This is a genomic window from Anatilimnocola floriformis (assembly GCF_024256385.1).
GTDB classification, from domain to species: Bacteria; Planctomycetota; Planctomycetia; order Pirellulales; family Pirellulaceae; genus Anatilimnocola; species Anatilimnocola floriformis.
In genome coordinates this window covers 6054552-6078639 of record NZ_JAMLFW010000001.1, presented here as the reverse complement: position 1 = coordinate 6078639, position 24088 = coordinate 6054552, and the positions used below count along the sequence as shown (strand labels likewise).

At 58.1% G+C, this 24088-nt stretch carries 21 protein-coding genes; 9 read left to right on the top strand and 12 right to left on the bottom strand.

Going from position 1 to position 24088, the window contains the following annotated elements; all coding sequences use genetic code 11:
- Positions 1–50: 50 nt before the first annotated feature.
- The 4 genes from M9Q49_RS24170 to M9Q49_RS24155 all read left to right on the top strand — a co-directional run bounded on the left by M9Q49_RS24170 (position 51) and on the right by M9Q49_RS24155 (position 3424).
- Positions 51–1007 carry a leucine-rich repeat domain-containing protein gene (locus tag M9Q49_RS24170; RefSeq protein WP_254511604.1) on the top strand — a complete coding sequence of 319 codons (957 nt, stop codon included), beginning with the start codon at positions 51–53 and terminating at the stop codon, positions 1005–1007.
- Positions 1008–1240: 233 nt separating this feature from the next.
- Positions 1241–2683, top strand: coding sequence for a DUF1598 domain-containing protein (locus M9Q49_RS24165; RefSeq protein WP_254511602.1), 1443 nt, complete (start codon positions 1241–1243; stop codon positions 2681–2683).
- Positions 2684–2777: 94 nt separating this feature from the next.
- A complete protein-coding gene (locus M9Q49_RS24160; protein WP_254511601.1) occupies positions 2778–3008 on the top strand; it encodes an antitoxin in 231 nt (76 codons plus the stop codon).
- Between the two features lie 98 nt (positions 3009–3106).
- Positions 3107–3424 (top strand): PIN domain-containing protein, encoded by a 318-nt coding sequence (locus M9Q49_RS24155; protein ID WP_254511599.1) that lies wholly within the window; start codon positions 3107–3109, stop codon positions 3422–3424.
- A 6-nt stretch (positions 3425–3430) separates the two neighbouring features.
- Here M9Q49_RS24155 and M9Q49_RS24150 read toward each other — a convergent pair whose 3' ends face one another.
- The gene (locus M9Q49_RS24150; RefSeq protein WP_254511597.1) at positions 3431–4636 is read right to left on the bottom strand and encodes a HEAT repeat domain-containing protein; all 1206 of its coding nucleotides are present in this window, start codon (positions 4634–4636) and stop codon (positions 3431–3433) included.
- 290 nt (positions 4637–4926) lie between these two features.
- Here M9Q49_RS24150 and M9Q49_RS24145 point away from each other — a divergent pair, with 290 nt between their 5' ends.
- On the top strand, positions 4927–5808 hold the full coding sequence (locus M9Q49_RS24145) for a hypothetical protein (RefSeq protein ID WP_254511596.1): 882 nt from the start codon (positions 4927–4929) through the stop codon (positions 5806–5808).
- A 5-nt stretch (positions 5809–5813) separates the two neighbouring features.
- Here the strand turns inward: M9Q49_RS24145 and M9Q49_RS24140 are convergent, their stop codons facing one another.
- Genes M9Q49_RS24140 through M9Q49_RS24125 form a run of 4 tightly spaced genes read right to left on the bottom strand, consistent with a single transcriptional unit; the run spans position 5814 to position 10419 of the window.
- Positions 5814–7247 carry a sensor histidine kinase gene (locus M9Q49_RS24140; RefSeq protein WP_254511594.1) on the bottom strand — a complete coding sequence of 478 codons (1434 nt, stop codon included), beginning with the start codon at positions 7245–7247 and terminating at the stop codon, positions 5814–5816.
- Between the two features lie 18 nt (positions 7248–7265).
- Positions 7266–7865: a hypothetical protein gene (locus M9Q49_RS24135; RefSeq protein ID WP_254511592.1), complete on the bottom strand. Its 600-nt coding sequence runs from the start codon at positions 7863–7865 to the stop codon at positions 7266–7268.
- Positions 7862–10042 carry a putative bifunctional diguanylate cyclase/phosphodiesterase gene (locus tag M9Q49_RS24130; RefSeq protein WP_254511590.1) on the bottom strand — a complete coding sequence of 727 codons (2181 nt, stop codon included), beginning with the start codon at positions 10040–10042 and terminating at the stop codon, positions 7862–7864. The genes M9Q49_RS24135 and M9Q49_RS24130 overlap by 4 nt, the downstream gene beginning before the upstream one ends.
- The gene (locus M9Q49_RS24125) at positions 10039–10419 is read right to left on the bottom strand and encodes a response regulator (RefSeq protein ID WP_254511589.1); all 381 of its coding nucleotides are present in this window, start codon (positions 10417–10419) and stop codon (positions 10039–10041) included. The genes M9Q49_RS24130 and M9Q49_RS24125 overlap by 4 nt, the downstream gene beginning before the upstream one ends.
- A 301-nt stretch (positions 10420–10720) precedes the next feature.
- Here M9Q49_RS24125 and ettA point away from each other — a divergent pair, with 301 nt between their 5' ends.
- The 4 genes from ettA to M9Q49_RS24105 all read left to right on the top strand — a co-directional run bounded on the left by ettA (position 10721) and on the right by M9Q49_RS24105 (position 15736).
- Complete coding sequence (gene ettA, locus M9Q49_RS24120) at positions 10721–12391, top strand: energy-dependent translational throttle protein EttA (RefSeq protein ID WP_254511587.1); 1671 nt, start codon at positions 10721–10723, stop codon at positions 12389–12391.
- Between the two features lie 429 nt (positions 12392–12820).
- On the top strand, positions 12821–13210 hold the full coding sequence (locus tag M9Q49_RS24115) for a hypothetical protein (protein ID WP_254511585.1): 390 nt from the start codon (positions 12821–12823) through the stop codon (positions 13208–13210).
- 58 nt (positions 13211–13268) lie between these two features.
- Positions 13269–14621: an enolase C-terminal domain-like protein gene (locus M9Q49_RS24110; RefSeq protein WP_254511583.1), complete on the top strand. Its 1353-nt coding sequence runs from the start codon at positions 13269–13271 to the stop codon at positions 14619–14621.
- 2 nt (positions 14622–14623) lie between these two features.
- Positions 14624–15736 (top strand): DegT/DnrJ/EryC1/StrS family aminotransferase, encoded by a 1113-nt coding sequence (locus M9Q49_RS24105; RefSeq protein WP_254511581.1) that lies wholly within the window; start codon positions 14624–14626, stop codon positions 15734–15736.
- 109 nt (positions 15737–15845) lie between these two features.
- On the opposite strand, the gene M9Q49_RS24100 is transcribed toward M9Q49_RS24105, so the two are convergent.
- The 7 genes from M9Q49_RS24100 to M9Q49_RS24070 all read right to left on the bottom strand — a co-directional run bounded on the left by M9Q49_RS24100 (position 15846) and on the right by M9Q49_RS24070 (position 23450).
- Entirely contained in the window at positions 15846–16094 is a 249-nt protein-coding gene (locus tag M9Q49_RS24100) for a carbon storage regulator (protein WP_254511579.1), read from the bottom strand.
- Positions 16095–16577: 483 nt separating this feature from the next.
- Positions 16578–17123 carry a PEGA domain-containing protein gene (locus tag M9Q49_RS24095; RefSeq protein WP_254511577.1) on the bottom strand — a complete coding sequence of 182 codons (546 nt, stop codon included), beginning with the start codon at positions 17121–17123 and terminating at the stop codon, positions 16578–16580.
- Positions 17124–17326: 203 nt separating this feature from the next.
- Positions 17327–18718: a neutral/alkaline non-lysosomal ceramidase N-terminal domain-containing protein gene (locus M9Q49_RS24090; RefSeq protein WP_254511575.1), complete on the bottom strand. Its 1392-nt coding sequence runs from the start codon at positions 18716–18718 to the stop codon at positions 17327–17329.
- Positions 18719–18980: 262 nt separating this feature from the next.
- On the bottom strand, positions 18981–20927 hold the full coding sequence (locus M9Q49_RS24085) for an MBL fold metallo-hydrolase (RefSeq protein WP_254511573.1): 1947 nt from the start codon (positions 20925–20927) through the stop codon (positions 18981–18983).
- 85 nt (positions 20928–21012) lie between these two features.
- Positions 21013–21732, bottom strand: a complete 720-nt coding sequence (locus tag M9Q49_RS24080) for a hypothetical protein (RefSeq protein ID WP_254511571.1) — start codon at positions 21730–21732, stop codon at positions 21013–21015.
- Between the two features lie 141 nt (positions 21733–21873).
- A complete protein-coding gene (locus tag M9Q49_RS24075) occupies positions 21874–22167 on the bottom strand; it encodes a hypothetical protein (RefSeq protein ID WP_254511570.1) in 294 nt (97 codons plus the stop codon).
- Positions 22168–22190: 23 nt separating this feature from the next.
- Positions 22191–23450, bottom strand: coding sequence for an alpha/beta hydrolase (locus tag M9Q49_RS24070; protein WP_254511569.1), 1260 nt, complete (start codon positions 23448–23450; stop codon positions 22191–22193).
- Between the last annotated feature and the right edge of the window lie 638 nt (positions 23451–24088).

Sequence of the window (24088 nt, the reverse complement as noted above, 5' to 3'; positions counted from 1 at the left end):
AAAACGAGAGAAGTAGCTGAATTTGCCAGAATTCAGCTGGTTACGTTCGGTTGAGCGTTCTGAATTCTGGCAAATTCAGCTATATGGGGAAACAGTGTGAGGAATATCGCATTGTAGGATCGCGCGGCGAACTGTCCTATGATGGCGCGCAGTCGCTGTGCGACTTCCCTGCGATGAAATACCGCCTACCAAAAATTCGCGTATCACTCCGCTTCTTTCTGCTGCTGATCTTGTTGATTGGCGTGGGAGGAGGAATGGTAGTCCGCGTGTATGTGCGCGAACGGGCGGCTGAGAAAGCACTGCGGAGTCGCGGCCTTCAATTGTATGTGAGCAAACTTGAGCATTGCCCTTCCGACGGCGATGAACAACTGTTCGCGGTCAATGGTCAACGGGCGCAAGAATCTGGACACCCACCAATTGATGACGACGCGCTCCGTCCGCTGCGCGATCTACGACATTTGGAGATGCTATTCCTGGCAGGGCAGCCGATCAGCGATGAAGGGGTGAGTCATTTTGCTCACCTGCGTACTCTGCGCGAACTCTCGCTGTCGAGGACAAACATTACTGACGCCAGCATGCGGAAGCTCTCGGCCTTCACACAACTGCGATTTTTGAACTTAAAAGGTTGCCCAATCCAAGGCGAGAGCTTGAAATATCTCGCTCCCCTGCAGCAGTTGGAAGTTATTGAATTGAGTTATTGCCCGGTCCGCTCCGCGGACTTGCGACATCTCGTCGGTCTGAAGAATCTGCAGTGGCTCAACTTGAGTAAGACCTCAATCGACGACGAAGCGGCGATGCACCTGGCGCAACTCTCTTCGCTAACCATTTTGTCGGTCGACCACACACGAGTCAGCGATAACTTTGTCCGTGACATTCGTCCGTTGAAGAACCTCAAGTACTTAGACTTGAGAGGTTCACAGGTCACACCTGCGGCCAGGGAGTTTCTCGGGGAGTTTCCGAAACTCAGCCGATATGCCTCGCAGCAGGAGCTTGCGGGAGGGTCGTAGGGATGGCGAGGATCTCGTCCCCCCCTTCTCGATCGCTCAGCGGGAGCCTCGACAGCCCCGCTCTCCCTGTTGCCCCTTCTTATGGAGGGGCTGTGGTGCTGTGTCGCCGTGGAGCGGGCGTATTTCGTTGCGTTTTCCTTTTCTCCAACTACCATGAAGACAGCGAACAGGATTGCCGCTCAGGGGCGGGGAATCCCTGTTTCCGCTCAGACTCATCGGAACAAGGCCTTGTTATGCGCACGCTTTTTCACTCATCGGTCTTCGCGCTCCTCGCCGGTCTGGCTTTTGTGGCCACCGCGCACGCTCAAGGTAATGCCAACGGCAACGCCAATGGTAATGCGAACGGCAATGCCAACGGTAACGGCAACGGTGGTGGCGGCGGTGGCATTGGTGCTGCTGGTGTGATCATCGATCCTAATAGTGGCGTGCTGAAGTTTCGCGTCTACGAAGATCCGAATGGTCAGCTCGCTTTCCGCCGCAAAGCCGAAGCCATGGCTCGCTTGCCGGGCAATCTGGTGCAGCAAGCTCCGCTCCGCAAAGTTTCGCTGAACAAGCTCGAAGCTGCCATTGCCGCTCGCGCCGCCAACGGTCAACAACCGACCGATGAAATGAAGTACCTCGCCGGTTTGACCCGCGCTCAGTACGTCTTCTTCTATCCAGAAACAAACGACGTCGTCATTGCTGGTCCTGCCGAAGGCTTTATGGCCGACGCTTCGGGCCGCGTGATTGGCATGAACACCGGCCGGGCGATTCTCGAACTGCAAGACCTGGTTGTCGCGCTGCGGGCCTTCGCCCCCGGCGGCCGCGCCACGCCGGTGCTCGGTTGCTCGATCGATCCAACTCCCGAAGGTCTGGCCGGACTGCAAAAATACTTCGCCGGTTTCCGCGGCAAAATGCCGCAAGGCCCGGGTGTCGAACAACGCATCGCTGGCGAAGCTGCTCAAGCTCTCGGTTTGCAAAACGTGACCGTCCGCGGCATCTCGCCGAAGACTCACTTTGCTCAAGTGCTGGTCGAAGCCGATTACCGCATGAAACTGATCGGCATTGGTCTCGAAAACCCGCCGGTTCGCATCCAAAGCTTTCCGCAACTCGCCACCGGCAACAGCGCCAACGGCATGGCTCGTTGGTTCTTCGTGCCGAATTACGAATGCGTGAAGGTCACCGAAGATGAACTCGCTATGGAACTGGTTGGCGATGGTGTCGAACTCGTCGGCGAAGACGAAGTAGTGCAAGCCGACGGCAGCCGTATCGGCAGCGGTGGCCAGAACAAGGGGAGCAAATTGTTCTGCCAACAGTTCACCAAGAACTACCCGCAGCTCGCCGCCCGCAGCCCGGTGTATGCTCAGCTCCGCAACCTGATCGACATGTCGGTCCTCTCGGCCTTCATTCAAAAGCAGGACTACTACAAGAAGTGCGGCTGGAAGATGGAATTCTTTGCCGACGAAAAGAAGTTCCCCGTCGAAACCTTTGAAACGCCGAAGCAAGTCGAAACCGCTTGCAACGTCTACAAGAAGGGTAACAGCACCAGCTGGCCAATCGGCGGCGGTGTGGAAGTGCACGCCACTCGGGCCCTGGAAACCGACAAACGGATTCACGACGACGGCGGCAAGCTGCAAACGCTGCGTGGCAAAGTGACCACCGATAAGCTGGCTGAAAATCAGTGGTGGTGGGATTAGGTTTTGCTAAACAAATCTGGATCACGAGCGAGCGTTCGGCATAGCCGAGACGTATAATCCAAGCAGAAGGCTAAACCCTCGCCGAGGTCGGATGATGAAAACTGCAGAACTAATCGAAGTGCACGGTTTGCAGGCTATCCAATTGCCGAACGAGTTTCGCTTCAACGGCTCATCGGTTTCGATCAGGAAGGCAGGAGATGCCGTAATCCTCGAACCCCTCAAGCCGTCTCATTGGCCACCGGGGTTCTTCGAAGCGATCCGCATCGAAGATCCGGCGTTCGAGCGACCTGACCAAGGTGAGATGCCGCCAGCCCCAATCTTTTAAATGGGCGGCGGCAAGTGAAGTACGCGGTGATTGAAGAGATTGCGCAATCTTCTGGTAAAACCGCGATTAGTCGCTGCATTGCATGCGTATGATTACGCATGATTGCAATGCAAGCGTTGGTATCCAGTAGATACGAACTGTTTACTGGAATCGAGAAATGCTCGCATCCCGATCGCGAGCGGGCCAAGGTCACGAATTTTTTGGAGATGGTCAGCTTTCTACCTTTCGATAAATCTGCTGCAATTGAATCTGCTCGCATTCGCGCTACACTCGAAGAAACAGGTAGAACAATCGGTCCCTATGACCTGTTGATTGCTGGACAGGCAATCTCGATGCAACTTGTTTTGGTCACCAACAACGTGAGCGAGTTTTCGCGTGTTACCGATCTGAGTTGCGAAGATTGGCAGACGCCTTGACGCCGGCTATCGCTGATCTCTACCCGGTTTCGTCGCTTGTAAAATTCCCGCTGCCGTGCGGCGGACGTTTTGATCTTCATCTTCGGCCAGCTGGCGCAGCCAGGGCCGAGGATCGACATTGGTGAGTCGCGGCAACTTCTCGGCGAGCTTGCGGCGCTCTTGCGGGTCGGGATGAACCAATTGGCGAGCCAGCGGCAAATGCTCGGCCGCATAACCGCGACGCTCCAGCTCTTTCTCAGCCGTGTATCGCACTCCATAGTCGCCGTGATGCAGCATTCGCATCACTTCCAGATCGGCGAGCGTCCGAATCCAGTCGTAGAGATTCTTTTTCGGCGGCTCGATCGGCGCGGCTTCGGCGGGAATGCTCTCCGCCAGCGGCGGCAACTCGCTCGCTCGCGGCGCGAAGAAACGTTTGGGAACTTGTTTGGCTTTGGCTGGTGGCCCTTCGTGTTCCGCCGGCGGCAGATTGGCCGGTGGTTGCAACTCACTCGGATTGACGATGGGCGGCAACGGTTCCGGCAAGATGACTTCAGGAGTCGGCGCAATCGGTTCAATCGCGCGGGCCAGGCGTTGTTCGCTCAGTTCGCGCTCGGCAAGTTGCAGTTCTTCATCGGTGGCTGGCGGCAATCGCGCGAGGATTGCATCGCAGGCCACGGTCAGTTCGCGGGCAGCAATTTTGTCGTCGATCGGCCAGGTCGCGAAGCGCTCGACGAGTTGCCGCACACCAGGCCGACGCGCGGCGGGCAAGTTCTTGGCGACTCGCGCAAGCGCTTGCGCGATCGTCACGATCCGCGCGGCAGCATCGGACCGGCCGCGAATCCGCCAGGTGTCGGACTCGCGCAGCAAGGCTTGTTCCGCGTAGTGAGAAACGCCGGCGCGCGGGTTCGTGAGGGCGGTAACTGTCCATTGCAGCCCTTCGTTGCCGCGAGCCAACCAGGCGTCGAACTTAGCGCTGATCGCTTCGTTTTCGAGCGTTTCCAGTTCTGCCATTTCACGCGCAGCGATTTGATGGCGAATCAATCGCGACCAAACCGGCCCCAGGCGCGAAGCGCTGAAGACCATCACACTGCTGAGCAGAATCGTCAGCAACATGATGCGCGTAACGGGTGACGATGTCTTGGCGGGTGCCGCTTGTTTGACGGGCGTTGCTCTTGCTCCGCGCGCGCGACTGCTGACATGCGGCAGATCGCGGCGAAGTGGAGGAACGGCCATCGAAACAGAGCCAAGAAGGAGGAACGGATTTTCGCGGCGGTATCTTCGTGATCTGCACGATTCAGGCAAGAGCGAAATCACTCCCCTCGCTCGCGCTACGGATTTCCTGCCAGCATCGCTAGCGTGGAATTGGCTGCCTAACGAACGTTTTATCCGGGTTTTTCTGGCCCCGTTCGGCATGATCGGCCGAATTACCTCTCTGACCGGCAAAGTTTGCCGGAACGGAACCGCCATGATCCGCAAGGACCTCGGGCGATTTCGAAAGCGGGCGATGCTTCGGGGGGAGCAGGATGAATTTCTTAGCCAGCATGATGCCGCCAGCCTTTGCTTCTGATGTCACGGCCAACGTGTCACGCCGAACGTTTCTGCAAGCAGGAATGATCGCCGCCGGTGCGCTGGGTCTGGCTGGCAGTACGTTGAGCGGCAAGGTTCTCGCTGCGGAAGCTACGGGCGACTCATCGCAGGCTTCGCAGCAAGACGCGCTGCGCAACATCCCCGTCAGCAAGCTCAACGAAGAAGCACAACGCAAAGTCATGTCGGTGCTCGAGCGACCCAGCATTTATCGCCGGCTGCCGACAAAAACCATCGACTGCGATCCCGAGTTGTTCGTTCATCTCATTCGCAATCCCGAGGTGGTCGTCAACATCTGGGAGGTCATGCAGATCTCGCAAATGACCGCCGAACGGACTGGCCCATTTTCCTGGAAAGGAAACGACGGCCAGGGAACTCAGAGCAACATTGAACTCGTCTACGGCACTGACGAACTGCATCTGGTTTATGGCGAAGGGTTTTACGAAGGGCCGCTGCTGAAACGCAAGGTTGCAGGCCGTTGCGTGGTGTTGCTCCGCTCGGGCTACGGCTTGGGGCAGGATAATCGCGCTCAAGTCAACAACAAGCTCGACGTGTTCATCGCCATCGACAACGTCGGTGCCGAATTGATCGCCAAGACCTTGCAGCCGCTGGTCGGCAGCACGGCTGATACAAACTTCACCGAAGCGGCCAACTTCATCAGCAAGCTCTCGCAAACAGCCGAGAAAAATCCTGATGGAATGCCGCGACTGGCCGCGAAACTCAATCGCTGCGACGACAACGTGAAGCGTGAGTTCACAGCGGTTTCGACGAGCGTCAGTCGCCGCGTTGCCGAACGGCTTGCGGGCAACATTCGGCGCTAAGCCAGCTACGCACTCAGCGGTGTGTGGCTTTCGCTCTTGCAGGCCGGCAACTCGATGCGGAATTTTGAACCCACGCCCAGCGTGCTTTCGACCGCGACGTTACCTCCCATTGCTTCGCATAGCTTCTTGGTAATCGCCAAGCCCAAGCCCGTGCCGCCGAACTTTCGTGTGGTCGAAGCATCGGCTTGTGTGAAGGGCTGAAACAGCCGGCCGATTTGCTCCGGCGTCAAACCGATGCCTGTATCGGCGACTTCCAGCACGACGTGCTCGCGCTGTTGGGTTACCGATAGCGAAACTCGTCCGGTGCGGGTGAACTTGCAGGCATTGCTGAGCAGATTCAGCAAGCACTGCTTGAGTCGGATCGGATCGGCGTTCACCAGGGCTCCATTGGCTTGGCAATCGAAGACCAGCGAGTTCTGGTTCTGTGCAGCCAGCGGTTCGATCGTTTCCCGCATCTCGTCGAGAATCTGGTTCACGCTGAACAGTTGCGGCTCCAAGCTCAGGCGGCCCGCTTCGATCTTCGAGATGTCGAGAATGTCGTTGATCAGCGTCAGCAGGTGCTTGCCGGCCTTATTGATCTTTTCCAGATCGGCGTTGAAGGTCGTGTCTTTTTTCTTCGCGGCGAGCAACTGCATCAGCTCGCTATAGCCAATGATCGCGTTGAGCGGCGTGCGCAGCTCGTGGCTCATGTTGGCGAGAAACTGACTCTTGATCTGACTAGCCGCGATCGCTTCTTCGTGCGCGAGGGCCAGATTTTCGTACAGCTGGCGAACTTCATCTTCGGCTTGCTGGCGAACTCGGTTTTGCTCTTCGAGCACTTCATTGGCAATGGCGAGACCCGCTTCGCGCTCGGCAATCGTGTGGGCTTCGCGCCGACCGCGAATGCAGGAGCGGATGAGAATGATGTCTTCAAAGACGACCCACACCGCGTGCTCGATCCAGCGGTAAGGACTCTCCACCAGCACACCGAAGACCGACTGTGGCCACCACACGCCGCGGAAAAAGTGATCGGCGGCAACGACGACGGTTGCGGTGACGACGACATGCCAATCGCGATAGAAGGCGAGAAAAGCCAGCGAACCAAAAACGTGGAAGTGCGTTTCAATTCGTCCGCCGGTGAGGTGAATCAGCAGCGCCGACCACATCATCTGCGCGACAGCCATCGCGTGTCGCGTGTAGACTTCGCCGGCGTGGTACCAGGCCAGATAAACCGGGACGATGCTGATAGCGCCGCCCCAGAGGATCGCTGCCCACACGTGCACGTGTACGGCAGATTGATCGCCGATCCAGGTTTGCGGCGAAACAAACATCGCCAACAACACGCCGACGACCCATTGCACGATCATCAGCCAGCCGAAGACGCGATCGGTGTCGACATACGTCTCGCGCATCGAATCGGCGAAGAGTTCGGCGGGCGAGGTTACGTTGAGATGTTTCATCGTCTTCAACCAGGTGAATTAAGGAAGGTCACTGACGAGCGAACAACCAAAGACGCGCGTGCCAGGAGCGGAAGTTGCCTTGCCATGGGCGATGGAAAGAATCGCTACTTTGCCAGCGCTGTCTCCCTCATGGCCGCGGGCGGTGGTCAAACCACCTTGAAAGCAGAGCCGACCGCGCGGATCGTAGAGCAACACGCTGCCGGACGTTTTCACGGCGAACTTGCGAGCTTCGACGCCGTCCGGATCGATATGCACGGTCACGTCGGGAATGGCTGTCGCGATGTTCCAGAGCGAGGTATGTGCCCAGTCATCGCTCTCATTCAAAGGTCGATAGAAATAGACTTCGGCAGCAACGTGGCCATCGCAACGAGCCAGTGTTCGTTCCAGCTCACGCATACTCGACGCGCTACAGCCGCAGCGCGGATGCACGAACATCAGCAAACGATATTGCTCAGACTTCGGCGCAGCAGCATCAAGTCGCAATGGCGCAGCCGAGGAAGCGCCGGCTCGCTGTGCATACGCGCTCAAGCCAATCCAGCCGCCGATCACCACGCTCAACCAGGTGAGCAAGATGCCGCCGAGCATTAGTTGACGACTGAGATTTGAACGGGGGCTCATGTCGACAGCGCCCCGGCTTCCACGGTTTGAGCGCGCTGATCGCGAGTGGCCACCGTTGTCGTCGTGGCGCGAGTTTGTTGCAGCAGCGCCACCACTTCCGCATTCGGCAGCGGCCGAGAATAGTGATAGCCTTGGCCGGATTCGCAGGTCATTTGGTGCAACTGCGTGTGCTGGGTTTGACCCTCGATTCCCTCGGCCGTCACCTGCATTCCCAGGTTGTGCGCCAGGTTGATGATCGTCCGCACAATCTCGTTCGACTCTTCCGATTCACCCAACTGCGCGATGAACGAGCGATCGATTTTCAGGTTGTCGATCTTGAAGCTCTGCAAATAACTCAGCGATGAATAGCCCGTGCCGAAGTCGTCGAGGCTGATCGTTACGCCCAGCGACTTCAGTTGCTCGAGGCGGCCGGCGGCGAGCTCAGTATCGAGCATCAGCGCGCTTTCGGTGATCTCCAGCTTCAGGCAACGGCCGTCGAGGCCCGTGGCCCGCAAGCAATCGCGCACATGATCGACCAGGCCCGGCGAGGCAAACTGCAGCGTCGATACATTCACGCTCACGAACATTTGTCCGTGCTCGGGATATTCCAGTTGCCATTGGCGGACCTGGCGGCAGGCGTGTTCCAGCACCCAGGCGCCGAGGTCGACGATGAAACCGATTTCTTCGGCGATCGGAATGAACTCGACTGGGGAGACATTGCCGCGCGTCGCATGCTTCCAGCGGAGGAGGGCTTCGAAACCCTTGATTTCCTTGGAGGGCATTTCGACGATCGGCTGATAATGAATCTGAAATTCGCCGCGCTCAATCGCTTTTAGCAGGTCGGCTTCGAGGGCGAGGCGGTCGAGCGCTTGCTTGCGCATCGATTGATCGAACAAGCACCAACGCGATTTGCCTTGCGACTTGGCTTGATACATGGCCGTGTCGGCATCGCGCAGCAGATCATCGGCAGAATCATCGCCGGTCGTCGCGACGGCGATGCCGATGCTGGCCGAGAGATTTACTTCCTGGCCGCGAAGCATTAGCGGATCGCCGAGGACTTCCAGAATTCGATCGGCAACGAGGGATGCATTTTCGGGCGACTGCAGACCCTTCAGCAGCACAACGAACTCATCGCCGCCGAAGCGGGAGATCGTGCAGCGATCGCTGACGCGCGAGAGGACGTCGCTGCGGCGCAAACAACCTTCCAGGCGTTTGGCGACGTTCACCAGCAGTTCATCGCCGGCGAGATGGCCTAGGCTGTCGTTGACGACTTTGAAACGATCGAGATCAAGAAACAGCACGGCGTAAGGAGCGCCACGCTGCGCTTTCGCGGCCTTCACGGCGGCGGCGAGATGTTCCATAAACATCACGCGGTTCGGCAAACCAGTGAGCGGATCGGCTGCTTTGCCGCGAGTGATGTCGGTTTGTGAACCAGCCATCCGCGTTTGCCGGCCGGCGTGATCGCGCACGGCCATGCCGCGCGAGAGCATCCAGCGATAGGTTTGATCGCGATGCAGCATGCGGTGTTCGCTCTCGAACTGCGGCGTCAAACCGGCCTGGTGATCGGCCAGGGCCTGGCGAACGTGCTGCAAATCGTCGGAATGAATTCGGCTGAACCATTCGCTCGAATCTTCGCTGATTTCGGCCGGTTGATAGCCGAGCATCGATTTCCAGCGGTCGGAAAAATGAACGCGTTGACCGAGAAGATCCCAATCCCACAGCCCATCGTTCGCGCCTTGGGCCGACAGTGAGTAACGCATTTCGCTTTCGCGCAGACGGACCGCCATTTTGCGACTGGTGACGTGGGCATTGATGCGCGCGAGCGCCACAGGAAAGTTGATCGGCTTGGTGATGTAGTCGCTGGCGCCGCTTTCGAAGGCTTGCACCATGTCTTCGCTTTGGCTCTTAGCCGTCACCATTAGCACCGGCAGTTCCAGCACGGTTTGCGTCTTGCGAATTTCGGCGAGCACTTCATAGCCGCTCATACCTGGCATCATGGCGTCGAGCAGCACGGCATCGAAGTCGGTCGTGGCGAGCAATTGCAAGGCAGTGCGGCCGCTATCTGCGCAGACGGCTTCGTAGCCTTCGATTTCTAATCGCCGGCTGAGCATGTCGCGATTCATTTCCTCGTCGTCGACGACGAGCAGTTTGCCGAGCGAGGCAGCTTCGAGAGCGGCATTTTCGAGAGAATTGGTCATGCTAACACCGCCTGTGTGATTTGATCGATCTTGGAGAGGAGCACGTTGAAGTCGATCGGCTTCGTGGTGTAATCATCGCAGCCGGCGGCCAGCACCTTCTCGCGGTCGCCCACCATCGCATGCGCGGTAACAGCGATGATCGGCAGCGGCGCACTGCGGGCGTCGGCTTTCATTCGCTGAGCCACTTCCCAGCCATCAAGATCGGGCAGGTTCATATCGAGCAGGATGACGTCGAACTGGGACACTGTTTCTTGCGCGTGCCGCAGTCCGGTCATGCCGTCGCCGGCAACCGTTACCTGATGGCCATACAACTGCAGAAAACGAGCGATCAATTCCTGATTGACTTCGTTGTCTTCGATTAACAAAACGCGGGACATGACAGTTCCGTGCGTGGACGCAAGCCCTCCAGGTACAAAACATTCCCGCAGAGTGCTGGCGCAAAAGTGCCAGGAAACATTACCGCGAAAGGAAAATCCCGTCGCAAAATCGACGATGAATTGCGGGATCACGCGGTCACGCGACTGAACGCGGCCTGACAGAAGCTACAGACGTTAAGGCCGCCCCTGGGCGGAGTTTCCGGCGGGGCCCGTCAACACCCCTCACCGGCGGCGGCTTGAACCTTATAATCGAAGGTTTCCCCACAATCGCCAGCAGCACCTTTTACGCAATTGATCGATCATGAGCAGGCAGTACATCTACCAAATCGAAAGCCTCACCAAGAAGCACGGCCCCAAAGAGGTGCTGAAGGATATCTGGCTGTCGTTTTATCCCGGCGCAAAGATCGGCGTCCTCGGCCGCAATGGCTCGGGCAAAAGCACACTGCTGCGGATCATGGCGGGACAGGATAAGGACTTTGAGGGCGCGGCTCGTCTGACCAACGGGTTCACCGTCGGCTACCTGTCGCAAGAACCGGTGCTGAGTCAGCCCACGGTTTGGGAAAATCTGCAGGAAGCCATCAAGCCGCGGCGGAAGATCCTCGATCGGTACAACGAGATCAGTGGTCTGCTCGGCGAACCGATGGACGACGATAAGATGACGAAGCTGTGCGATGAAATGGCCCGGCTGCAGGACCAGATCGAAGCCACCGGCCTGTGGGAGCTCGACCGCGAAATCGAAATCGCCATGGACGCGATGAACGTCGCCGAACGAGACGCCGACGTGTCGAAACTCTCTGGCGGTGAACGCCGGCGCGTGGCCATGTGCCGACTGATGCTGCAGCAGCCCGACCTACTGTTGCTCGACGAACCGACGAACCATCTCGACGCCGAAGGCGTGAACTGGCTCGAACGACACTTGAAAGACTACAAGGGGACCGTCGTCGCCGTGACGCACGATCGGTATTTTCTCGATAACGTTGCCCAGTGGATTCTGGAACTCGACCGCGGCCACGGCTATCCGTTCGAAGGAAACTATTCCGCCTGGTTGATCGGCAAAGCGGCCCGGCTGCAAATCGAAGAGAAGCAAGGCCAGAACCGCGACAAGATGCTCGCCAAGGAACTCGAATGGGTCCGCATGTCGCCCAAGGCCCGCCAGGCGAAGAGCAAGGCCCGTATCAAGGCCTATGAGGAGATGTCGCAGCAGAAGCTGGATGACAAGATCGAGGAATACGAAATCCAGATTCCGCCAGGCAAGCATCTGGGTGATCTCGTCGTCGAAGCCAAGAAGCTGTCGAAGGCCTTTGGCGATGATGCTCTGATTGAGAATCTCGATTTCCGCCTTCCTGCAGGTGGCATCGTCGGCATCATCGGCCCCAACGGCGCCGGCAAGACAACGCTGTTCCGGATGATCATGGGAACCGAGAAGCCCGACAGCGGCGAGCTGCGCATCGGCCCAACCGTGGAGATGGGATACGTCGATCAAAGCCGCGATTCACTGGACGACAATAAGACCGTCTATCAAGAAATCTCCGGCGGCGTCGATACGTTCGAAATGGGCAGCCGGAAAGTGAATGTCCGCAGCTACGTCACGAAGTTCAACTTTAAAGGGCAGGATCAAGAGAAGAAGGTCGGCATCCTCTCCGGCGGTGAGCGCAACCGCGTGCATCTGGCCAAGCTCCTCCGCCGCGGCAGCAACGTGCTGCTGCTCGACGAACCAACGAACGATCTCGACGTCGATACGCTCCGGGCTCTCGAAGAAGCGATCCTCAACTACGTTGGCTGCGTCGTGGTCATCACCCACGATCGCTGGTTCCTCGACCGCATCGCGACGCACATTCTCGCCTTCGAAGGTGATGGCTATGTGCACTGGTGCGAAGGCAACTTCGCCACCTACGAAGAACAGCGCAAGGAACGCCTGGGCATCGCCGCGGATGAGCCGCATCGGTTTAAGTATAAGAAGCTGGTGCGGTAACAAGTCGAGGTTCGCTTGGGGGTTTGCGTTGAACTAGAATTACTAAAGTGAACCTCGGCCTCCAAAAAGGCATTGCTTGATGAGCACAACAACTTCCGGAAGTTCAAATTTGCCAGCCACACCGTCAACGGCGGGGCTGGCGGCTGCGTTGAAGCAAGCGGATGCTTCCAAGCCACGCACATTGGTTGCCCTTGACTCTCCGGCGATGAAATTCGCTCTCGCTCTCTGCGGTGAAGTTTTTCCCAACACGCCTGTTGACGTAGAGGTCCTCAACGATCCGGAAGATCCAGAGCGGTCTTGGTATTGCCTGAATATTCAATGGCCGGGCGAGCCACGCGATTGCATAGCTCGCTCGTCCTGTTGGTACGATCGGTTTGACGCGGTGCATCGAGAAGTAATTGCCGATTTCACGCTGTCGGTGATACCCGTATGAAGCCGGACGAGTTCATTGATTACGCGGAGTTACTTGCCGTTCAACCGACGGTAATTCCACCGCAGGCCCGATCCATCACTAGCCGCGCGTACTACGGCGCATTTCACTTGGCTGCGAGTTTCGTTGCAAGCCTTACCAAGGTGAAGCACAGCAAGCACGACGCGCATGTGTGGTTGTTAGCCAGCCGGCACCCGGATGCCTTTGAAGCGGGCAAGCTGCTGGCGATGCTCAATAACAATCGAATCAAGGCAGACTACCGATTGGAAGATTCGCGAGTGGAACTCCCGGCAGCTGCCAGGATGAATGTGGAGTGCGCTCGCGATGTGCAGCGATTGTTGATTCGTTGCGAGAACGTTCCAGTCGAGGAGATCGTTACTCGGCGCTAAGGTCTGCAAGAGTTACGATAACGCAATCGCATACCTCGCCCCTCCGATTGCGTTCCTCATGCCTAAACTCACCGATATCACGCTGCGAAACGTTCGCGTCGAACAAGAGCTTTTGAAGTATCGCGCGCCGATCAAATTCGGCGGTCGTGTGGTCACCGATGCGGTGCTCGTGAATGTGACGCTCGATGTCGAAACAGCTGGCGGCCAGCGAGCGAGCGGTTTTGGCTCGATGCCGATGGGCAATGTCTGGGCTTGGCCGAGCGCGAAGGTGACGGCGGAGCAAAGCCTGCAGGCGATGCTCCGTTTTGTCGAATTGCTCGCAGCCGCGATTGCCGAGGAGCCGATCACGGCGCACCCGCTCGACATTACCCATGGCTGGCACCCGCTGTGTCAGCAGGCAGCGGCGAAAGTGCAGAGCGAGCTCGGCCTCGCCGAGCCGATGCCGCCGTTGGCGATTCTGGTTGCCGCGAGTCCATTCGAAGCGGCCATTCACGACGCTTTCGGCAAGGTTCATCAGCAGAATTCCTACAATTTGCTCGGCAAGGAATGGGTCGCGCACGATCTGGCCCATTACCTGACGCCGGATTTCGCCGGCGAATATCTCGATCGCTATACGTCGCGCGAACCCAAACCGACGATGCCGCTGTATCACCTCGTCGGCGCGCTCGATCCGTTGTTTGAAAGCGACATCGCCAATCGCTTAAATGACGGCTTGCCGGAAACGCTGGGCGAGTGGATCACGCGCGATGAACTCACGCATCTCAAGATCAAACTGAACGGCGACAATCTGCAGTGGGACGTCGATCGCGTCGTTGCCGTCGAGCAAGCCGCTGTACCGGCGCAATCGGCTCGTGGCTGTGCTGCTTGGAATTATTCGCTCGATTTCAACGAGAAATGTGCGACCGTCGAATACCTGCTCGATTTCCTGAAGCTCGTGGAAGCACAATCACCGGCCGCGCTCGGCCGCGTGCAGTACATCGAACAGCCGACGCATCGCGACTTGAAATTGCATCCTGAGAATCGAATGCACCGGGCCGCGGCGATCAAGCCAGTGGTCATTGATGAATCGCTCGTCGATCTCGAGAGTTTGCACCTCGCTCGCGAACAGGGCTACAGCGGCGTGGCGCTGAAAGCGTGCAAGGGACACACCGAAGCGTTGCTGATGGGAGCGGCCGCGCAGAAGTACAACCTGTTCCTCTGTGTGCAAGATCTGAGTTGCCCGGGTTATTCGTTTCTGCACTCGGCGAGTCTCGCGGCCCGCATTCCTACGATCGTCGCCATCGAAGGGAACAGCCGGCAGTATTGCCCGGTCGGCAACCGCGGCTGGAGCGATCGTTTTCCCGGTATGTTCCGGCTGAAGAACGGCACGGTGGCGACGAGCGAACTTAGCGGCAACGGGCTGGGGTTCTAGCGATGACGATCGCGTTTCCCGGCGGCCCGACCAGGTGGCCGCTTCCCGATGAAGACGTGCGGGCTGCACTTCTCGCCTGTTATGCCAGCGGTGATTGGGGCCGATACGACGGCGCGAATACCACCGCGCTGACTGCGTCGCTGCAAAACACCTTTCAGCGCGAACACGTGCAGCTCTGCTCCTCTGGAACGATCGCCGTCGAACTTGCCCTGCGCGGCTTGAGAGTTGGCGCAGGGGACGAAGTGATTCTGGCGGCCTACGACTTTCCGGGAAACTTCCGCGCGATCGAAGCTGTCGGCGCTCGGCCCGTTCTCGTTGATATCGCGAAAGATCGCTGGACCATTGATGTGCAGCAACTCGCGGCTGCGATTTCACCTGCGACGAAGGCCGTCATTGTCTCGCACCTGCACGGCGATCTCGCTGATATCGAGGCCATTTGTCAGCTGGCGAAAGAAAGAAATCTCCAAGTCCTCGAAGACGCCTGCCAAGTTCCCGGCGCGATGATATCGGGCAGGCCCATCGGCAGCTTCGGCGATGCTAGCGTCCTCAGCTTCGGCGGCAGCAAGCTGCTCACGGCAGGTCGTGGCGGCGCGGTGCTCACTTCGCAAGCCGATGTCGCGCAGCGAATTCGCGTTTTCAGCTCGCGAGGAAACGAAGCTTTTCCGCTGAGCGAATTGCAAGCGGCGGTGTTGCTGCCGCAGATGGCAAAATTGGCAGAGTACACGCGCATTCGCGCGGAGTCAGCAATTCAACTACGCTATGCACTGCGAGACTTAGCGGAGCTATCTCCGGTAGCGCAGACCAGCGATCTTATGGCGTATTACAAGTTCGCTTGGCGCTATCTTCCCGCAGGAGGAGATGCGCAGCTTGATTGCAGACATCCCACGCGCGACGGACTTATTTGTCAGTTGCAAGCGCAGGGAATAGATGTCGGCGCTGGATTTCGCGGCTTCAACAAGCGAAGCACGAACCGTTGCCGAATAGCAAGCGATTTAACAAACGCTCAGTCGGCTGCGGAGACGACGCTGTTATTGCATCATCCAATTTTGTTGCAGCCGGATGCGATCGAAACGTTGGCAGATGCCGTGCGAAAAGTGATTGCTGGTCAGCGTTGATCGCTGCGCGTACGCAGTCGACTACGATCAATTCAAGCAATCGCAACTATGAACAGGCGCCACATGTCAGTGACAGGTGGGTTGGCGCCTGTCTTTCGACAGCAGTGCGTTACTTGGCGATGCGCGGCACGGCGAATTCACCGTTGTGATGCTCGGCGTGCGGAATCGAGCGGGCGACGGCCGAACCGGCGGCTGCCATGGTTTCGCGTTCTGGCTTCAGTTCGCCACGGACGATGCGGACATCTTCCGGAGCTTCGATACCGATGGTGACGCGGTTACCAGAGACGCGGCTGATGACGACCGTGATGTTGCCACCAATGACCAGACGTTCGCCAACTTTGCGAGATAGAACCAACATGACTAATTCCTCCGTGGTGGGTTTCGCTTCATTGCGAAGCGTTCCCTCTGCTTGGAAACCCGTTACCGCCCCCCGGCTGTCTGTCACAATCTTGGACAGGGTAACTTAGTGCGAGAAATACGTTGCAAAGAGCGCGCCTGACTTCAAAACTTGAATAAAAGTTGTGCTGCGCGCGGAGAATTATCAGAGAAATGGCAACTCATGTGTCGCCAAACACCCCTTATTGCGCAGATCGCCTGGACGGTGGTCAAAAATCGACACCTGCCAGCGGCGGAGTGTCGCCATTTCGACTCAGAATGAGACGATTTTCTCAAAATGGGATGTTAGCGCAGACCAGCGGTGATCGATCGGCGGCCATGCTGGTCGCCAATCATCCATCGAATGCAGGTTGAGGTTGCGTGGCTCGCGGCCATGCTTCGTACCTGTTCGGAAAAAGAGTGCAAGCATCATGCCAGCCAGCACTCGTGTGCACGCAGTGAAAACTCACCGCGGCAGGCTGGAGCGCGGAGCGGGAGGGAAGGCAGGAATGACGGAAGCTGGCGGTCCGAGCGCGCCAGGCGAGGGAACAAACGGAACGTTCGCGCCGTTGCCGCTGAGTTGCGATTGATAGGGAATGGGTTCGCCTCCCGGCAGGCCTTGGCCGGGGACGCCGGTCTTGGGCAAGACGGCGTCGGGCTTCACGGTTGGCAGCGGTGTAATGAGCCCCGCTTGCGCACCGCCGCGCAGGCCGTTGGCTCGTTCCAGCAGTTGTTCGGTGGGCACATTCTCTTCTGGCGACAGCGTGACGTTGATCAGCCGTTCGTCACGAATTTCGTAGGGGTTCAGGTTCTCGTTGACGAAATCGAGCGGCACGTATTCGTACCACGGCACGTTGAACTGATGAACGATACGCTCGGTTTTGTAGCCATCCTTTACCAGCATCACGTTGCGTTTGCCGTAGTAGACAAAGCTGGTCGAGCAAGGCGTGGTGCCGATTTCGCGATCGTCGACAAAGACCTGCGCGCCGGGTGGATGGCTGCGAATTGTCATACGGCGTCGCACGCAACCACTGCTCGTCGCGCAAAGCATGACCACAGCCAAGAGGAAAATTCCTCGTGGCGGCAACATGCCGGCAAATGAGTGCAGAGATCGCATCCGTGCGCAACGTTCCCAGGGCCCGAGATAGAAGCGGCGGGATATTACCGATTGCCGCTCATGGGGGCCAGATGGAAATACGGGTGCTAGCGGAGCCTTTAGGGGCGTTGGTCAAATGCCTTTTTCAGCGCTGCCATAATCACGGGTGCCACACCTGGGCCGCAGCTGTTGATTTCACCGTACTGCGATGTTGCCCGGCCGTAGGCGTAGGGAGCCACTGAGTCCCATTGCCGCCGTGGAATGATGTAGCCGACCTCGTCGTTGGCCAGGCCGATCAGCAGCCAGCGTTTTTCGGCGATGATGCTGGTGAGATGCGGCTCGAGTGGTGCGTCGGGGTAATCGACTCCCGCCTCAGCCGCGGCGGGAAACTTGCCGTAGACCAACTCGGGATAGAGCTCGCCCGGAATGCAGGCGACCGGAATCTCGCCAAGTCGCAGCACGGCCACTTCGGTTTGAATGGCCATCTGAGCATCGGCTGGGGATTTCTCGAGAGCTTCGCCAACCTTGTACGGATCGCCAGTCCAGGCGAAAGCTTTGCGCCGCAGCACGCCAAGCGCTCGCCCGGCGCGATACAGTTGGTTCTCGACCGGCAGCAACGGCTGCACGCTGCTAACCGATAGCGGCGTGAGGCGACAGGGCTCGGCAGCTTTCACCGCTTTCGTCGCGAGGTCGGCCACGGCTTCGCCATACTTCGTGCAGTACGCGAAATCACCCTCGAGCAGTTCTTTGCCAGCGTCATCTTTGATCACTCCCTCGGGCGGCGCGAGCAAACCGCCGACCGCACCAGACAAATAGACGACAGGGCAGTTGTGATCCTTCGATAACTTCGCGACGGTGGCCGCGCAGAAGTCTGCGGTGACAAGCGTATTCTCCGAGCCCATCGATTCCGGATGGCTGTTGTATTGCACGATCAGGCCGGCCATTTTTTCGCCGTTGCGAAAGGCCAGTAATCGCAGCACCGAATCCTTGACGATCGGCAACCGCGAATCGCCGACGAGCGAGTCATCATCGGCCGTTCCGTAGGCTGCCGTGGTCGGCGCGAGTCTTTCCTGCGCCTGTTCGATGGCTTGCACGGTCCGATCGACGATCAGGTCGAGATAAGCATCATCCACGCCGCGATGAATCAAGCTGCGGCCCCACATGCCGATTACATCGGGGCCTTCGTGATTGTGCGTGCTGCCAACGAGTACGTAATGCAGCTTCGGCAGTCGAGCGCGAATCCGCTGCACTGTTTCGTACTGCAAACCGATGAGATCTACCGACGCCATCGCGACTCGACGCGCGCCGTCATCGATCACCGCGACTCGCACGAACAACGGATCATGCACACCCGTCGCGCGCCGGCCGGCGCTGTAGCCGGCGAGCCACACTGGCTTGTTCTCTTTGAGCTCTGGCGTGATCTCGGCTGCGGCGAAACCGACACGCAGTTGTTCGGCGGCTGCCAGAGGAAGAGCGATCACGAACAGCAAACAAGCGATGACATATTTCATTTCAACACCTCCGCAATTGCGACCACTGGGCTCGTCCCAGTGGAGCACTCACTGGTTAGCTACACAATGCACTTAGAAAAATCCGGCGACCATCGGCCTTGTGCCGAGGGGGCCATCACTGCTCGGCTTGGTAGCAGCGAAGTGATCGCTCCACGGGGGCAAGCCCCGTGGTCGCGAGGAGCTATAGTGAGTGGCTTGTAGCTGACCAGTGAGCGCCCCACCGGCACAAGGCCGGTGGTCGCGAGGTTTTGTTCTGCAAATGCTACTTCTCAACCTTGATCAAAAAATCAAACAGCTCGCCGTGCGTTTTCCCATCGAGCGTAATGTCAAACGGCACGAGTTGCAGGCCGGCCTGCGCTTTGCCGACATCGGCTTTGAGTTTCACGGTGTAGCTCTTCCGCTCCTTCGCCGGCACGGTGCCATCGAGCACTGCCGGTTCGGCTTTCACGCCGGGTGGTAGCCTCAAGACGATGTGATGCTGCTGCGGAGCATCGCGAAAATTGCGCACCGTGACTGTGATCGTTTGTTCCTCGCCGCTCGATAGATCGGTGCGATAGGGATACGCCGAAACCCAATAGGGATCGAACTGATATTCGTAGTTCTTGTCCGGCAGCAGATCGCGATACATGTCGCGCATCGCGATCGACCACTCGTGATACCGCTGCAAAAACGCCGCCGGCTTGGGCATGACGTACGAATGACTCCCCATCACGATGTCGGGCTTCAGATCGCGCACATACTTGCTCCCGAGGATGTAGCCCTCTTCGAAGATCGCGCTGTTGCGAGCGACGACGGCTTCATTGCCGTTTTGCTTCGGATCGGCGGAGTTGCCGAAGAGGTTGTCGCCAGTGAACACAATCCGCTGGCCATCGATCTCCGTCCACAGCGCACAGCCGTTCTCGGTTTGTCCCGGCATCCAATCGACCTGAATCTTGTACCCTTCCCACTCGATGCTTTCGCCGCTCTTGAAACCCTTGTCGACCTTCATCCCATCGAAGCCATCCTTGTAGGCGCTGACGAGCGCGGAGTAATCGTACCGCCGCGGATGCTCGAGCTTGTCGACGATGCGGTCGAGCGTCCAACATTGCGCGCTATACTTCCGCTTCAGGATCGGCCCGAGCAAAAAGTGATCGCCGTGCATGTGCGAGACCCAAAAGGCATCGATCTGCTTGAGGCCCATGTGCTCCCGCAGGCCGAGGACGATCTCGTCGAGCTGAGCCTCGGGAAACAGCCCCGCATCGAGCACCAAGCCATGCCCGCTATCGGCAATGAGAATCGCAAAATTCTTGCCCGGCAACTTGTGACTCAGCTTGTAGAGGTGCGGCGTCACCTGGTTGATCAGCGGCACTTTCGTCGGCTGCGAAATCGGATCGGATTCGGGCGGCTTGATATCAAAAACCGGATAACCGCGGATATAGCTCCGCCGAAACTCGGTCAACCTCGCGTGATATTTTTCCAGTTGCTCGCGAGCGTTTTTGAGCGTCGGCCCTTGCTCGGGAAACGCGGCATCGACTGGCAACTTCTGCAGTTGCTCGACAGAACCGAGCAGCGTGTCGATCCCTTTCGCAAATCCATAATCCCACTCGGTGTCGTACCAGGTGGTCAGCTTCGCGCCGTCGTGAATCACGCCGCCAGTGAAGGCGAAGTTCTGTTCGCCGCGGTGTAAGACATAGGTCAGACTTCCGGGAGAATGACCTGGTGTACTGAGGCATTGCAATTCGGTGCCGGCCCAACTGAACTTTTCATTCGCTGCCAACGCTTGATCGAGTTTGATCGCCAGACGCGGCGGCCTGACATAGCTCGCACCGTAGACCGAATATTGATCGCCGAGGGTCGGATACCATTTGCGAAAATCATTCGGCGTTTCGAACAGCGCCTGCTCTTCTTTGGGCGCCGCGATTTTCGTGACACTACGATCGACGAGTTCGATTCCCTGGCACACTTCGCGATGATGATGCGTGAAGAGAATCCAATCGACCCGCTTCACGCCGATCTCGGCGAGATGCTTTAAGACGCTGCCATTGCCGAGATCGATCAGCAGCGCCGAGTCGCCGTTCTTCAGGACATAGACATTGCAGGTGTCGGTCCAGAGAAACAGATTCGGCAGTTCCTTCGCCACTGGCTGCGTGAATGCTGGTTGGGGGTGCTGAGCTGCAGCAGCTGGCAACGAACACGCAAACACGATCAATAGCAGAACGCGGAGAGGCATGGCGGGTCCCCAGTTGGTGGGCAGAGCAACTGGGGACAATGTAGACGGCTGCGCGCAACAAAGAAACGACGTCGCACGCGGACGATTATTTCTTCCGACTCGGGCCGTCGAGTTCCTTCAGGTTCTCGCGAATCTTCTGTAGCCCCTGCATGATTGCCGAGATCTGTTGGCTTTCCTGATCCTTGGGGAGTTTCAGCTTCTTGATCTTTTCGATGGCAGCGTCGCCATCCTTCAGCTGTTGTTCGAGCGCCTGGCGGCGGAGTTGCGTGATGGGATCGGCTGGAGCGGTCGGCTTTGGTTGGGCCGCGGTTTTTGGCGGCGTTTCTTTGGCTTCGGCTTTTCGTTTTTCCTGCATGACCAGCTTGGCCGCTTCCCACTTCTCCTTCAACTCGGGGTGATCCTTCACCAGTGCAGCCGCTGCCGTCGAATTGGCAGATTTGGGCAATCGAGTCGCGAGTCGACGCACCTCGGCGAACGCGGCCAACTGCACTTCAGGGTCTGCACTGTCGAGGTGTGTCTTCAGGATTTCCAGGGCGTTGTCGCGAGCTTTGTTATTGCCATTCTCAGCCGCATCGCCGACTTCCTCGATGGCAGGCAGGCCGGCGGCTTGCAGCTTTTTCACCGCGGCATCGCGCTCGCTCTCCTTGGCGACCCCGAGTTGTTTGACCAGCGACTTGATCTCGGCCTGGCTCAAACGCGGACCGACTGACTTAGGCGCGGCGGGTTTTTCTTGCGCCTGCAATTCGACGCCAACGAGCGCTGCAATCACGAACGTCCAAACAACAGCGGAAGTAGAAGATGACACGGCGAAGCCTCCTCGAATCTGGAAGGGGATTTCGCTGAATGTAGGGGAGGGGCTCCGTGACTAGCAACATAGCGGCGTATTTTTCAACCGAAGTACAACCTGCACACCACACACGTGAAGCCGTCGGCACGCAGCGTCAATTTAATTTTGAGAACCATTCTCCAAGAGAACGCGCGGAGCTTCGCCTTGCTGCTGCCAGGTCGTTATCCAAGCGCTGGGGCGCAGTTTGCGATCGATCTGCTCCAGGAGCCAAAAGGGGTGTCTGCCATGTTGGCCAATAAGCCGGTAGTTGGCGACAATTTCCAAGGGGCGCCTGGTCGGCGCACGTACCTCGATCGCGTGGCAGGGTTTGGTCAAAGCCAAGTAACTCAGAATGTAAAACACTGGCACAAGCAGCACGAGTGCGATGAGCAGAGGTCCGACGTGTTGTTTCATTGCCCTATCTCGCACTTGGTCGCTCATCTTCTCGTTTCGAAATGCCAGCTCCAGGCCACTTCATCACTGTAGTCGCTGAAGTACCAATAGCCGGCGTCTTTGTCGCGCGTGAGATAGGCACAGTTCTCGGGGCCGCGACGCTGCTTGATGAGGCGGAAGAGATCGGAGAGCACATCGACGTTGCCACCGTAGTAGCTATGGCCCATGAAGTTGAAATCGACGGCAGAGACGTCGATCGTTTCGATGCCGGCCACGACGAGGGGCGGATGCGAATCGCCGGCGCGCTGTTCTTGATTCTGCGACTTGGAGATGATGAGCGCCGAATCACTCGTGCTGGCGTAGAGCGTCACACGTTCGCACTGGGCAACCACCGCGGGTGCGAGCTTTTGAAAATCACTGACGCCGACATCCGGCGCACAAAGGGCGAGCACGGCGATCGGTTTCTTGGTTGCGGCGGGCAAGCGGGCGATGCTGTTCAGCACCAGGCGATTGCCCATGCTGTGGACGACGATGTTCACTCGTGTTTCGGGTAGCACGTCGGTCAGCAGTTGCTGCAAGAACATCGTGAAGGGTGCGACCGAGGCGGCGTTTGTCTGCTCGTCGTCGCGATACTTGAAGATGCCACCTTGCGACGGCCAACTGTAACTGACGACCGCGCCGTTGAAGGGCATGTCGAGCGCGACCTGCGCGGTGCGCACCAGGGCCGACTCGAAGCTCACATTAAAGCCATGCACAAAGAGGAGCAGATCTTTCTGTCGCGACGCGTTGATTTGCCGAGTGACACCGGCCGACATTTCGGCCCAGGTGGTATCGCGCACTTCGTCGAACTTTACGAACTGCGCAGCGTCCTCGGTGCGTCTGGCTTCCTTGGCTGCGGCCGGCTCGCGCGCGGGATCGCAGCCGCGTCGGCGGCGGGGAACCATGATCTCGGCCCGGCCGACGTAGGGCGTGGCGACCGACTCGTTGCCGAAGCGGACCTGATCGGTGGCGGCCGTTGTTTGATCGAGGCCGCGGTTGGTCGCAAAGAAAACTTCCCAGGTCGTGGCTTGTTCGGCTGCGCGCACGACCGCGACGGGTTCGTCGAGCACTTCGACAAATGGAGCAAACGCGCCCTGAATCAGCGGCGACTTGTCTTTCTCCAGCAGCAACTCATAACGCGTGTCGTAATAGACGGGCGGCCTGCGCTTTTTGACAATGATCGCCGGCGGCCGGCGACAGCCCGCGAAGGCTGCCACTACGAGTAAGAGGAGTGTGACCCAGCGGCAGGTGGTTGAATGGAACATGGCAGGACATCCTGTCCCGAAGTGGCGAGTAGCGAGCTTCCTGATACGGGTGACGATACTTGCTGCTGGCCAATAGCCCCAGAGCAACATAGATCGTGACTTGACGATAAGTGTCTTTTTGTATACTATTTCTACTGCGACCTACGCCCTACTCATTGAAAAATTGGTCGTTTCATCCTCAACACATCGACTGGAGTTTCAGCCGATGTGGTTGGCTATTTCTTGCCTGTGAACAAGTGGCGCGCGTTGATTAGTGACAGCCCCCCGAATTGGCTGCAATAATCAATGCTCAAAAGAGCAATAAAGTGTTATAGGGATTAGGGCGATTTTTGCCGTAAGTAATTGCTGAGAAAGAGAGTACGGCGTTTTGTAAGTCACATTCCCTGTTATATTTCCCTCGCCTGAAATGGGGGTGTCCGTTGAGGCCGGGCGGAAGTGCGTCAGTCGCAGGTCGTTTCCAGCGCCTTTCGCCACTTGCTCAGATTGCCACAAACTGCGATATTGATGGGCTTCCGCGATGGCCGCACCCGGCCCTGATTCGGCTCTAAAGCGTGAATCAGTCAGGCTTTCGGGCGGTTGCGTTGGCGAGGATTCGGCTGTCGTGCGCATTTGCAGCCTCGCCTTGGTCACCCTTGAGG